At 58.8% G+C, this 12,885-nt stretch carries 12 protein-coding genes; 5 read left to right on the forward strand and 7 right to left on the reverse strand.

The genetic code is table 11. From position 1 onward, the window contains the following. From QMX98_RS13880 to QMX98_RS13905, 6 genes are all read right to left on the reverse strand, one after another. A partial coding sequence (locus tag QMX98_RS13880) for an aldehyde dehydrogenase family protein (RefSeq protein WP_282410921.1) occupies window positions 1-250 on the reverse strand: 250 nt, incomplete at its 3' end. 75 nt (window positions 251-325) lie between these two features. Next, a complete protein-coding gene (phnX, locus tag QMX98_RS13885) occupies window positions 326-1,153 on the reverse strand; it encodes a phosphonoacetaldehyde hydrolase (RefSeq protein ID WP_010461068.1) in 828 nt (275 codons plus the stop codon). A 39-nt stretch (window positions 1,154-1,192) separates the two neighbouring features. Beyond that, complete coding sequence (locus QMX98_RS13890; protein WP_282410922.1) at window positions 1,193-2,536, reverse strand: MFS transporter; 1,344 nt, start codon at window positions 2,534-2,536, stop codon at window positions 1,193-1,195. A 265-nt stretch (window positions 2,537-2,801) separates the two neighbouring features. Beyond that, window positions 2,802-3,968, reverse strand: a complete 1,167-nt coding sequence (locus QMX98_RS13895; RefSeq protein ID WP_282410923.1) for a 2-aminoethylphosphonate--pyruvate transaminase — start codon at window positions 3,966-3,968, stop codon at window positions 2,802-2,804. A gap of 305 nt (window positions 3,969-4,273) precedes the next feature. Beyond that, entirely contained in the window at window positions 4,274-5,665 is a 1,392-nt protein-coding gene (locus tag QMX98_RS13900) for an FAD-dependent oxidoreductase (protein ID WP_282410924.1), read from the reverse strand. A 48-nt stretch (window positions 5,666-5,713) separates the two neighbouring features. Continuing rightward, a complete protein-coding gene (locus QMX98_RS13905) occupies window positions 5,714-6,064 on the reverse strand; it encodes a RidA family protein (RefSeq protein WP_083376546.1) in 351 nt (116 codons plus the stop codon). A gap of 143 nt (window positions 6,065-6,207) precedes the next feature. On the opposite strand from QMX98_RS13905, the gene QMX98_RS13910 reads away from it, so the two are divergent. Further along, on the forward strand, window positions 6,208-7,083 hold the full coding sequence (locus tag QMX98_RS13910; RefSeq protein WP_010461058.1) for a LysR substrate-binding domain-containing protein: 876 nt from the start codon (window positions 6,208-6,210) through the stop codon (window positions 7,081-7,083). A gap of 165 nt (window positions 7,084-7,248) precedes the next feature. On the opposite strand, the gene QMX98_RS13915 is transcribed toward QMX98_RS13910, so the two are convergent. Then, window positions 7,249-8,043, reverse strand: a complete 795-nt coding sequence (locus QMX98_RS13915) for an IclR family transcriptional regulator (protein ID WP_083376547.1) — start codon at window positions 8,041-8,043, stop codon at window positions 7,249-7,251. 120 nt (window positions 8,044-8,163) lie between these two features. Here QMX98_RS13915 and QMX98_RS13920 point away from each other — a divergent pair, with 120 nt between their 5' ends. The 4 genes from QMX98_RS13920 to QMX98_RS13935 all read left to right on the forward strand — a co-directional run bounded on the left by QMX98_RS13920 (window position 8,164) and on the right by QMX98_RS13935 (window position 12,855). Next, entirely contained in the window at window positions 8,164-8,973 is an 810-nt protein-coding gene (locus tag QMX98_RS13920; protein WP_172791147.1) for an enoyl-CoA hydratase/isomerase family protein, read from the forward strand. Window positions 8,974-8,975: 2 nt separating this feature from the next. After that, on the forward strand, window positions 8,976-11,063 hold the full coding sequence (locus tag QMX98_RS13925; RefSeq protein WP_282410925.1) for an acetate--CoA ligase family protein: 2,088 nt from the start codon (window positions 8,976-8,978) through the stop codon (window positions 11,061-11,063). A gap of 179 nt (window positions 11,064-11,242) precedes the next feature. Beyond that, window positions 11,243-12,091, forward strand: coding sequence for an ABC transporter ATP-binding protein (locus QMX98_RS13930; protein ID WP_083376550.1), 849 nt, complete (start codon window positions 11,243-11,245; stop codon window positions 12,089-12,091). Then, complete coding sequence (locus QMX98_RS13935) at window positions 12,088-12,855, forward strand: ABC transporter permease (protein ID WP_017339233.1); 768 nt, start codon at window positions 12,088-12,090, stop codon at window positions 12,853-12,855. The genes QMX98_RS13930 and QMX98_RS13935 overlap by 4 nt, the downstream gene beginning before the upstream one ends. Window positions 12,856-12,885: the final 30 nt, after the last annotated feature.

Raw genomic sequence — 12,885 nt, forward strand, 5'->3', positions numbered from 1 at the left:
GCACCAGCGAGCGCGCCTGGGCGGACGTGGCGCCCCAGGCATCGGCAGCGGCGTGGGCGGCGTCCAGGGCTTTGTCGATGTCTTCGGCCGTGGAGCGCGGGAATTCGGCAATCGGTTGGCCATTCACTGGCGAGGTATTGGTGAAGTACTGACCTTTGACAGGCGCGACGAACTCGCCGCCGATGTAGTTACCGTAACGGGACTTGAAGGAAACGATGGCACCGGGAGTACCAGGGTGGGCGTAGTTCATGATGGCGTTCTCTTGTAGTTTTTGGTTGTGGCCGTCCTTGGGACGACCACTGTCAGTTGCACAAGCGCTACAGGCTCAAGAGCCCTGAGGGGTTTCGCCACGTGCCAGACGGGCATTGATGTCTTCGATGACCGCCGGCAAATCAACGATGGTGTCGATCAGGTAGTGCGGGCGGGAACCTTCGAACATCTTGACGATGCGCGCGCGTTCCTCGGCCAATTCCTCCAGGGATAAATCCTTGAACTCTTCATAGGTCAGGCCCAATGCATTGCCGGAGCAGGTCAGCGCCACGGTCCACATGCCCGCACTACGACCTTCCAGAATGCCGGGCCAGGTGTCATCGACCTTTACGCACGCGGCGACGTCGCTAATCCCCAGCGCAATCACGTTGGCCAAGGCTTGAGCAGGGTGCGGGCGTCCATTGGGCACTTCGTCAGTCGCCACCACGTGGTCGGTGACATAACCATTCTTGCGCGCCAGCTCTACGACTTTCTCCATGACCACAGCCGGGTAGCCTGAGCAGGAACCGATTTTCAGGCCCTTGTCGCGCAAGCCGTTGATGGTGTCGAGCGCACCAGGAATCAGCGCCGAGTGCAGCGCGATCTTTTCGATCTGCAGCGGCATGAAGCGTTCGTAGAGGGCGGTGACATCATCATCGGTTGGCAACCGACCGAAGGCGGCATGGTAGCGGTCGGCAATCTGTGGCTCGTTGCACAGCGTGCGGATGTGGTCCCACTTGCCCATGCCCATCGGTCCGCGAGCTTCTTGCAGGGAAACCGCAACGCCGAACTCGGCAAAGGCTTCGACGAAAATCTGGGTCGGTGCGAAAGAACCGAAATCAACGACGGTGCCCGCCCAGTCCAGAACCACAGCTTGCAGTTGGGAAGGTTGTTTGTAGTCCATGATGATTGCTCCAGTAATGGGTGAGTGATTGATTCGGGTTCAGGAGTTGGTGCCGACAATGACCGGTTGCACCGGAGTTGAGGCCAGCTCCTTGCTTTCCACCGTTTTCGGGCGACTGTTCCAAAATGGAATCAACATCAAGCTGGCCAGCAGCGCCGCGACGGTGAACACCAGGAATATGGTGGTGGTGTCGAAATATCCGGGTAACAGGCCGCCGAGGACCGCCCCTATCGAACCGCAACCGTTGACGAAACCTGCGGCGGAGGCCGCACCGTCCTTACTGCCGAAATCAATGGCAGCCGAGCCGCTCATCATCGAATCCGGCCCGTAGAGTGTCAGGCCCATCATGAATAGCAGGCCAACCACCATGTAAAGACTTCCGCTCTGCATGGCGGGGACGAACAGCGCAAGGCAAATGGTGAGAAGAACCAGGCTAAGGACACAGGCCGGCATACGACGAGCACCGAAGTACTTGTCTGATGCGATACCGATGAGGATCGGACCTGCCAGACCCGCTAGTTCAAAAGCCGTTGGAACGATTGCGGATGCCACTTTGCCAATCTCGGGCATCCGTTCGTAGATAATGACTGGCCCCCACAGGAGGATCGCGTAGCGCGCTGGCTTGAGCATGAAATACGCGAGGCCAAGCACCAGCACAGTTCGATTTTTCATCACCGTGCGCAAGCCAGCCCACATACTTTCGCGCGGAACTGCGACCTTGCTGACGGGTTCTATTTCGATCTCGACGGGAGGCAGGCCGACATCTTCTGGCTGGTTGCGCTGCAGGAAAAAGAACAATATCGCTACAACCAGTACCACCACGGCGCTGCTGATGAACGCTATGCGCCAGTCATGGTATTGGTTGTAGGCCCACCAACCGGCAAACGGTGTCGCTACCAGACCCCCGAAGGCGTAGCAGGTGCTCCAGTAACCCAGTACGCGGCCGCGTTCGCCAGTGCTGAAGAAACTACCGACGTTCTTGCATAGGCCAGACCAGCCGGTGGACTGAGCCAGGCCCTGGATTAACATGCAGGAGGCGAAAATCGGTAAGGTGGCGTAGGTGCCCATAAGTAGCGCAGCTAACGCGGAAATGACGAGCCCGCTAAGTACCACGACCCTCGGGCCGAAGCGGTCAGAGAAGTTGCCCCAAAGAAACTGTCCTACTGCATACGCGGTAAGGTAGAGGGCATCCAGATTGGCCATCATGGACTTTTCGAGGATGAAGTTCGGGTCTTCGCCAATACCCAGTTTGGCGACAGAAAACGCCTTGCGGGTAAAGTAGAAGGCGGCATAGGCCACCCAGGTGATGAGGAAAATTTGCACGCGCCAACGCTGGAGCGATTTCCAGCCGGTTGCGAGAGGACTTGTAGCATTCTTGTTCATGGTGTTCTGATCCCGTATGTGGTGCCAGACAGCGCAAAGTAATTGTTTTTGTTTTCGGTACAGAAAATCTGTCCACGCACACGACATCGATTAGATGGCAGTGAATGGCATCAGGCTTTAAGTTTTAAATTGCCACGGTCACTGACTGCTGCTCGGCATTGCCTAGCGATAAGTCACCGGATCCATGTTTTAAAAAAAGATCCCTGTCCAAAGGTGCTACCCATTGCACCTGTGCTCGAATTGACAAGAACCTTTAAAGGGGCGGTCAGCCTGTCGGCTGTTGCATGTCGACGTTCATCGCTACAAGACTGTCGGCGATGGCGCGCAGCAACTGGTGGACGATGTATTCGTCGATCTGGCCGATACAGCCAATACGGAAACTTTCGGCTACCGTCAGTTTGCCGGGGTAGATGATGAACTGACGGGCTTTGAGTTCATCGTAGAACCGTTTGAACTCAAAATGTGGATGTTCTGGACTGAAGAACGTGGTGATGATTGGCGACAGCCAACGGTCCTCAAGCAATGTTCTAAAGCCAAGTTCGCGCATGCCGGTGACGAGTACATCGCGATTGCGGGTGTAGCGCGCCAACCGGCCATGCACGCCGCCTTCGGCAGTGTGTTGCTCCAAGGCTTTATGGAACGCTACCACGCTGTGGGTCGGTGGCGTGAAACGCCATTGGCCAGTGCGCTCCATGTAAACCCACTGCTCGTAAAGGTCGAGGCTGAGTGAATTGGCGCGGCCTTTGGCGGCCTCGATCACGGAGCGACGGATGATAACGAAACCGAACCCCGGAATACCCTCGATGCATTTGTTGGCAGAAGACACCACCACGTCGAAAGGTATTTCATCGACCGTCAATGGCACAGCTCCGAAGGAGCTCATCGCATCGATGATCAGACTCTTGCCATGCGCTTTCACCACATCGGCAATTTGGCGCAGCGGATTGAGAATGCCGGAACTGGTTTCGCAATGGACGAGGAAGACGTTGGTGACGTCCGGGTTATCTCTGAGCAGGGCGTCCACTTCCTCGGGCTGGGGTGGCAAGTAATCCCCTTTGTCCAGGGTGATAAATGCGCGACCCAGATACTCCAGGGTCTTGGTGGCGCGTTGACCATAGGCGCCATTCATTAATACAAGCGCTTTGCCGTCTCGAGGGATGGCAGTGGCTAAAGCAGCCTCCACCGAATAGCTGCCGCTGCCTTGCAAAGGCACGCAGACGAAGCTGTCGTCCTTTATGCCTGCCATGCTGAGCAAGTTCTGGCGAACTTCAGCAGTGACTTGATTGAAGGAAACATCCCATGAACCCCAGTCGCGCAGCATCGCATCCTTGGTGGCTTTGGATGTGGTCAACGGGCCTGGCGTCAGCAGGTAAGGTTCACCCAAGGCTGGCGTAGCCAGCGCTTGTGTGGTCGGGAATTCAGCTTTGGTCATGATCTTCTCCGGCGGTGTTGTTTTTGTAAGGAGTGATACATGGGCCAATAAAAACACTCGCCTAGAAATAACTGAAATCGATTTATCACATGTCAATAACAAGCTGAGCTTATAAGTGAGCACGTTGGATCTCGCGCTCTATTATCGCGACGCCATGGTTATCGGGTTCAGATCGCCGCGCCCTGGGCGATCAAGGCCACTGGGCGGCGCGACGCATCTGTGTTGTAAACAAAAAAACCGCCCGGCCAATGGCCAGGCGGTTTTTAATTGGCGAGCGTAAATGTTTTCGCTGTGTGATGGAGGCGTTAGCCCTTGTCTGACTTGCCAGCCGCCGCGGCGAATTTCGCCAGACGCACATCCAGTCGACGGGGCCGCAGGTTGTGGTCCTCGGCATGCTCCTTGCGGCGAATGGCGTTGCGCACCATCAGCGAGCCCAGGTAACGGATCGGCTCCGGTGGGAAATGGCCGAGTGGACCTTGCACCAGCGGCGAGCGTGTCCATGGGTTGTCCATCCCCAACACCAGCGATGAGAGGATTTTCCCTCCCATATGACACGGACCGACGCCGCTGCCGGAATAGCCGAAGCCATAAAAGATGTTGCCGCTAGCGCCCATGCGACCGAAGAACGGTAGCCCGGTGACGGAGCGATCGGACGGGCCATTCCAGGTGGCGGCGATGCCGACATCGGCAAAGTCCGGGAAGAACTCCGCAAGGGTGTTGCGCAACAATCCTTTGTAGGGCGAAGGCTGGTCGAATACGGGCAGGATGCGCCCGCCGTAAGCGAAGGTATTGCCACCTTTGCCGAGCATGATCCGGCCGTCCGGAGTGTTGTGGTAGTAATGCACGAAGATACGTGAGTCGAGCACGGTGACCCCGCTGGTCAGGCCTATGCGCTCGAGCAGGTCAGGTCGTGGCTCAGTAATAATCATGTCGCTGGAGACGATGGCTACCGACCGCGAGAACTGTGGAAAAGCACGGGCCATCCAGGCGTTCATCGCCAACACGACACGATCGCAGGTCACTTTCCCGTTCGGCGTGTTGACGATGGTGGGCAGCCCCTCTTCCAAACCGGTCATCGGCGAGCCTTCGTAGATGCGCACACCCAACTCCATTGCGACTCGACGCAGACCACGCACCAGCTTGCCCGGTTGCACACTGGCTGCCGCAGGCGAGAACCAGCCTTCAACGTGTCGGGTTGAACCCGCCATACGGTGTACGTCAGCTAGCGCGCATTTGGAGAAAGAGTTGATGCCATTGCGCTCCAGCGCGGCGATCACCCCGTCGGTCGAACCGACCTGAGCGCGGTTAGTCGCCGTGTAAAGCGTGCCATCGAGACGGTAATCGGCATCAACTGCGTACTTCTCGCAAAAGCTGCCGATGGCGTAAATGCTCTGCTCCGATTCCTTGACCAGGCGTATTGCCTCCTCGACGCCGAACAAGCGTTCCAGGGTGAAGTACTTGGCCGACCAGGACAGTGCGCAGCCGCCGTTGCGCCCACTGGCACCGGCACCGCAGATGTCGGCTTCGACGATGACCACGTCCAGCTCGGGATTCTGTTCTTTGAGCATGATCGCGGTCCACAAACCGGTGTAACCACCACCGACAATGCAGACATCGGCGCGGGTGTTCTGCCGCAGCGGCGGGCAGGGCGAGTCGGGTTGAGTTTTAAGGGCCTGATCGAGCCAGTAGGGGCGCATGAGGTCATCTCCGTTGGAGCGGTTTGGCGGCAGGGTTTCAGGAAGCAATCAGCCGCACGCGGCGACCACGATCATTTCCACGCGCCAACCGGGGTCGATCAAATCCGCCAGGGTGCAAGCTCGTGTGGGGGCATGGCCTTCGGGAAAGAACGCGTCCCAGACTTTGTTGAGCCCTGCATAGTCCTCGCGATGGGCGAGCAGGATACGCACCGAAAGCACCTGCTTGCGGCTGCTGCCGGCACTGAGCAATAGCTGCTCAATACCGGCGAGCACCTCGCGGGTCTGCTCCTCGATATCGCCCCTGAGGTCGCTGGCAACCTGGCCTCCGATATAGAGGTGGTTGTCGTACCGGACCATGTCCGAGCGGCGTTTTAGGGCTGTGAAACGTTCGATTTCCATTAAGCATTCCCAGGTTGGTAGGAGGGCGCAGTGTTCGAACACTGGTCGGGGCTTGTGAAAACCATGCTTGCAGTTCATCGTTTATAAATAAAATCGATTTAACGTATGCATGAATAAGCTGAACCTATGCTGAGGCTTCCCCGATGACGATTTCCCATACTCAACTCAAGGCGTTCCACGCTGTCGCTATCAACGGAAGTTTTACCCGCGCGGCAGAGCAGCTCTGCCTGTCTCAACCGGCGGTGTCCGACCAGGTTCGCAAGCTTGAGGATTACTACGGGGTGATGGTGTTCTACCGCGACAAGCGTCTGGTACGCCTGACTGAAGTGGGCGAGCGGTTGTTCGGCCTGACCCGGCGCTTGTTTGATATCAGTGTCGATGCCCACGACATGCTGATGGACTACCGCACCCTGTCCACGGGAACCTTGAACCTCGCTGTGGATGCGCCGGTGCATGTGCTGCCCTATGTCGCACGCTTTTGCAGTCGTTATCCCGGTATCGATGTGAAGATTGAAACCGCCAATACCGATGAAGTGTTGCAGCGGTTGTTCGGCCATCAGGCCGACATTGCTCTGCTGGGGCGCAATATCGAAGACGACCGACTGCTGTCGCTGCCCCTGCGTAGCGATCCGATGCTCGCGTTCGTCGCGCTTGACCATCCCTGGGCGCAACGCGAATCCATCAGCCTTGGCGATCTGCACGACACGCCGCTGGTCCTGCGCGAAAAAGGCTCAGTGACGCGCCTGTGCCTGGAGGAAGAGATGGCAACCGCGGGCTTGCGCATCCGCAAGGCGATCGAAGTGGAAGGCCGTGAAGCCGCGCGCGAAGCCGTGGCGATAGGTATGGGCGTAGGTGTTGTCTCGGCGACCGAGCTTGGCTTCGACTCGCGGCTTCGCGGGTTGCCAATCGTCGATAGTCAGCGACGCTTCACCGAGACACTGGTTTGCCTGCGTGCACAGAGTTCCCGGCGCATCCTGACGACCTTTTTTGAGATGGTTCGAGAGAGATTGGCTGAATGAAGTATGGGGTTCGATGTGGATGCTATCCGGCAGCGTCACCCTTTAAAAGATCAATGCTTTCGCGTTACATACCTGATCGATACGTAAAACGTTTCTGTTCTTGCGACCGCACTGGTTGCCGGCGATGAGGGGTTCAAATATCAGCCGCTCGTCGAACATCGAGGATTAATCCAAGGTATCAACAACCGCGCGGATTTTGTCGGCGAGAGCCAGCAAATGCTCAGCGTATTGCTCCAGTACGGCTTCGATGGACTGCGGAGTAGATAAGCTGATATTCAAAATGTGATCTTTGTAATTGTGAATGCCCAGAGGAGTGGAAATAGCGACTACTTCAGCTTGCCAAGACGCAGCGCAGTACCCCCTGAGTCGAACACTTTCGCATGATTCTTCGATATCCGTTTTGAGCACCTTCCATCTGGCATCGCAGCGTTTGGACTTGAATTGCTCCATCAGCGTCTGCCGTTTTTGAGCGGGAATAGTTGCAAGATAGGCACGCCCCAGGGATGTGAATTCCATGGGGACTCGCTGGCCGGTTTGTACTGTGCGCGGTGTGTTCTTGCGACTCAGTCGGATCGATTCCAGATAGATCATTTCATCTCGGTCGGCAGCGGCCAAACCTACGTTCACTTTCAGCGTCTGAGCGGCTTCGCGCATCAGTGGCGCGGCAAGGTGTATCAGCGAGCTGCTGTTGTACATGGCATTGCCAAAGCAAAGGGTGGCGGGTGCGAGGCGATAAGCACTGCGCTGGCCGTCGTACACCAGCATGCCGCTGTGGATCAGTGTCTGGGTCAAACGACTGATCGTGGACTTGGACAACCCGGTGCGCTCGCTGATATCGCCATTGCCCAGGTATTCGGTGCCTGCACGGAAGGCTCGCAGAATTTCCAGGCCGCGCTCAAGCGAACGGTTTATCGGCGCTTTGCCGGCGCCCGGCGTATCAAACCCGTCGTCCTCGCTCATCGTGTTCCACCCAGTGGAATTGCCGGATTGTCAATCATGGGGAGCTCCATAGACTTGGGATCAGCGCAAGGCTCTTCAGTTTGGGCCGCTGCCATGCCAACAACAAGAGAGAGATTCCCCATGACGATGTTGCAAAGTGTTACTTCGCCGATCCACATGGCCGTCGATGACGACGGCATCGCAGTGCTGACCCTCAATCGCCCCGAGGCTCGCAATGCGATCAGCGACGAGATGCGCAGCCACATGATCGAGTTGCTGGAAGAGGTGGCAGCGAGCAGCCAGATCCGCGCCCTCATCATCACCGGCACCGGCAAAGGCTTCTGCGCGGGAGGCGACATCAAGGGCATGGAAAAACGTATGAGCGCACCGGCGGGCGAGGTGGCCTTTAACGGCTGGAAGCGCCAGCAGCGTGTGCATCATGCGGTCTCCCTGTTGCTCAATCTGCCCAAACCGACCCTGGCCGCCGTCAATGGCGCTGCCACTGGGCTGGGTTGCGACCTGGCCTTGAGCTGCGACTTCGTGGTGTCCTCCCGGCAAGCCAGCTACGCCATGAGTTACATCGCACGAGGCCTGATCCCCGACGGTGGCGGCTTGTACCTGCTGCCGCGTCGGGTCGGGCTGCCCAAGGCCAAGGAGCTTATCTACACCGGGCGCAGCGTACAGCCTGAAGAAGGTCTGGCGATCGGCCTGGTGGATCGGGTGGTCGATCACGATGACCTGCTAGACGAAACCCGGCGCTGGGCGCTGGAATTGTCCGCTGGCTCAGCGACCGCGCTGGCATTGAGCAAATCCATTCTCAACAACAGCTTCGAACTTACCCAGGCCCAGGTATTGGCCATGGGCAGCCAGGCCCAGGGCATCTGCTACACCTCGGCCGAGCATCAGGCGTCGGTCGCGGCCTTTCTGGCGGCCAAGGCGAAGAGGGGATGAGCATGGATAACATTTCCCGCCTGATGAACCCGCGCAGTGTCGCGGTGATCGGTGCGTCCGGCGATGCGCAAAAGACCTCCGGACGGCCCATCGCATTCCTGCGCAAACATGGCTTCGAGGGCCGCTTGTACCCGGTCAACCCGCGTTACACCGAGATCGACGGGTTGACGTGCTATCCCTCTATCGCCGCGCTGCCGGAGGTGCCTGATGCCGCCATCATCCTGCTCGGTCCCGAACGTGCCAACCAGGCCGTTGCCGAATTGGCGGCCATGGGCACGCCAGCGGCCATCGTGCTTGCCGGTGGTTATGGCGAGGCTGGCGAGGAAGGCATCGCGCGCCAGCAAGCCTTGCAAAAGGCGCGGGGCAACATGCGTATCCTGGGGCCGAACACCATCGGTCTGATCAACCTCACCCAGGGCATCACCTTGTCGGCAAGCGGCGCGCTGGATCAGGAGGCGTTAAGAGCGGGCAATATCGCGGTGATTTCCCAGAGTGGCGGGATCCTGGGCTCGATCCTGTCCCGCGGTGCCGCCGCCGGCATTGGTTTTTCCAAGCTGGTGGCGACCAGCAACGAAGTCGACCTGGATGTCGCCGATTTCGTCGACTACCTGGTGGATGACGAAGCCACCGAAGTCATCGCCCTGTACCTGGAAGGGCTGCGCGATACCGAGAAGTTCAGCCGCGCCGCACTCAAGGCTCGTGCCGCCGGTAAGCCCATCGTAGTGTTCAAGGTCGGGCGTTCCGAAGCCGGCGCCCGTTCGGCGGCTTCGCATACCGGCGCCCTGGCCGGAGCCGATGCACTCTACGACGTGTACTTCAAACAACTGGGTATCGTGCGGGCGCAGACGTTTGCCGATCTGCTCGACCTGCCGTTCGCGTTGGCCAGCCGGCGCACGATGGTGGGTAACCGGGTGGCGATTCTGACCTCGACCGGCGGAGCCGGCACGCTGATCGCCGATGCCTTGGGTGCCAATGGTTTCGACACCCCGCCGCCGGGTGAGGCCACGGCCGCACGTTTGCGCGATTTGGATATCGGCGACCAGGCGGTGCTCGATCGCAACCCTATCGACCTGACGCTGGCTGGCCTGCAGCCGCAGATCATGCAAGAGGCCATGCGCATCCTGCTGGAAAGCGCGGACTACGACGCGGTCATCAGTGTAGTGGGCTCATCCGGCGTCGCGCGCCCGACGCTGATGGCCGACGCGATCCGTAATAGCCAGCGCGACAGCAGCAAGCCCGTACTCGCCTATGTCAGCCCGCACGCGCCGCAAGCCTTGCTGCGCATCAACAGCAACCAGGGCGTCGCCTTTACTGCGCCTGAGGCCTGCGCGAGTGCGTTGCTGGCGATGAAAGCCAAAGCCTACGTTGCTCAAGATACGCCGCATGCGCAATCGAGCAGCCAGCATATGACGGCCGAGGAAGTTCAGCAGTTACCGAGCGGAACCCTTGATGAACAGCAAAGCAAAGCCCTGTTTACCCGTTTCGGTGTGCCCGTCACCCGCGAGCAGGCGGTCGGGGAAGCCGGCCAGGCAATCGAGGCCGCCCGCATGCTCGGACCGAAGGTGGTGCTCAAGGTGCTCTCCGAGCGCATCACCCACAAGACCGAAGTCGGCGGCGTCGCGCTCGGCCTGACCGAACGCAGCATTGGCCAAGCGTTGGACGACATGCGCAGCGTGGTCGCCGACAAGGTCGGGTTCGTGCCCGAGCGCTTTCTTGTCCAGGAGATGGTCAGTGGTGGCCACGAGCTGATTCTGGGCTTCCATCGTGACCCGCAACTGGGGCCTGCGCTGCTGCTGGGCATGGGCGGTGTCAGCGCCGAACTGCTGCGGGATACCAGCATGCGGCTGCTCCCGATCACGCGCAAAGACGCGGACGCGATGCTCCGGGAGTTGAAAACCTTTGCGTTGCTCGATGGTTATCGCGGCGCGCCCAAGGCCGATATCAACGCGCTGATCGATTGCATTGTCGCGTTCGCCGACATGGCCACCACCCTGGGCCCAAAGCTCGACGAGGCAGAGATCAACCCGTTGCGGGTTTTTGCCGAAGGGCAGGGCGTGAGGGCGGTGGATGGCCTGACACTGTTGGCCTGAGGCCCCACCTGTTCCACTGTGTGGAATAGGTGGATTGACCCCCACACCCTCGGTTTCATAATCAAGACAGCTTCATCAACGACTCATAAAAACAAGTAGGTCGCTATGAACGTATTTAATTGCACATCAAATCAACGGCTCCCTCTGGGTAACGTCCATTTTCAGAGCGGGAGCCCATCATGCCTGTCGCATTGAAATCCATCACCCAGCCCAAAGGCGCTGAACGCGACGAGCAGGCTTCATCGCTCATTCAGTTTATCGGCGTCTCCAAATCCTTCACCGTCAAGGGTGTCGCCAAGCAGGCCTCCCATAGCATCAACCTGTCGATCAAAAAGGGCGAAGTGGTCACCGTGGTCGGGCCGTCGGGATGCGGCAAGTCCACCCTGCTGAACATGGTCGCGGGGCTGTTTGCGCCCACTGAAGGGCAGGTGGTCTACAACGGCAAGGCCGTTTGCGGGGTCAATGGCCGTACCGGCTACATGACCCAGAGTGACCACTTGCTGCCCTGGCGTGATGTGGTCGGCAACATTGCCGTGCCGTTGGAAATCCAGGGCATGGCCAAGGCCGAACGGCGCGTGCGCATTCAGGAACTGATTCAACTGGTGGGTCTTGAAGGCTTTGAAAAGTCTTATCCCAGCCAGCTCTCCGGCGGCATGCGTAAACGTGCGGCCCTGGCTCGGCTGCTGGCTTATGACCCCGAAACCTTGCTGATGGACGAGCCCTTCGCGGCGCTGGATGCGCAACTGCGGATGCGCATGCAAACCGAATTGATCCGCCTCAGTCGCCGGTTGAACAAGACCGTCATCTTCGTCACCCACGATTTGGATGAAGCCGTGGCGCTCGGCGACCGTTGCCTGATCTTCGCCGGCCGCCCCGGCACCATCGTCAAGGATGTACAGATTCCCCTGGGCGAGGAACGCAACATTTTGCAGTTGCGCAAGGACCCCCGCTATCACCAGCTCTGCGGTGACTTGTGGGATTTCATGACCCCGTCTTTGAACGATGCAGCAAAGGATAACCGAGCATGAATATTTTCCTTGGACGCCTGGCGATTTTCATCGTGATTTTCGGCACCTGGCAACTGTCATCGGGGCCGTTGATCGATCCCTTTTTCGTTAGCTCACCCAGTGAGATCGCCGGCAAGTTCTACGAGCTGGTCATCAGTGGCAGGCTGTTTTCTCATGGCGGGATAACCGTGGTGGAGACGCTCGCAGGCTTCGTGCTCGGGGCGACCGTCGGGATTGCGGTGGGGCTGCTGTTGGGCCGAAACGAATTGCTGGCCAAGCTGCTCGATCCGATCCTGATCTCGATCTACAGCCTGCCGAAAGTGGCCTTGGCTCCGCTGTTCATCATGTGGTTCGGCATCGGCATCGAGATGAAGATCATCCTGACCGCCACCATTGTGTTCTTCCTGGTGTTCCTCAACACCTACAGCGGCGTGCGTGCGGTTGACCGCGAGCAGCTGGAGATCCTGCGCTTGATGGGCGCCCGCGAACACCACCTGATCACCAAAGTGGTATTCCCCTCGGCCATCCAATGGGTGTTCACCGGCCTCAAGCTTTCGGTGCCCTACGCCCTGATCGGCGCCATCGTCGGCGAAATCATGGCCTCCAATCGTGGGCTCGGCTATCTGCTGCAGGATGCCGCCGGGCAGTTGGACACCGCCGGTGTGTTCGCTGCACTGGTCGCGATTATCGCCCTGGCGCTGCTGCTGCAAGCGGTCGTGCGGATGGTTGAAACCCGTCTGATGCCGTGGAAAAAAGACCTGGGTGATCGTGAAGCTTCGGTTTGACCTGTTCATAACGCACAAGAAAATACAGGT

The sequence above is a fragment of the Pseudomonas sp. PS02303 genome (genome assembly GCF_029959925.1).
GTDB classification, from domain to species: Bacteria; Pseudomonadota; Gammaproteobacteria; order Pseudomonadales; family Pseudomonadaceae; genus Aquipseudomonas; species Aquipseudomonas mandelii.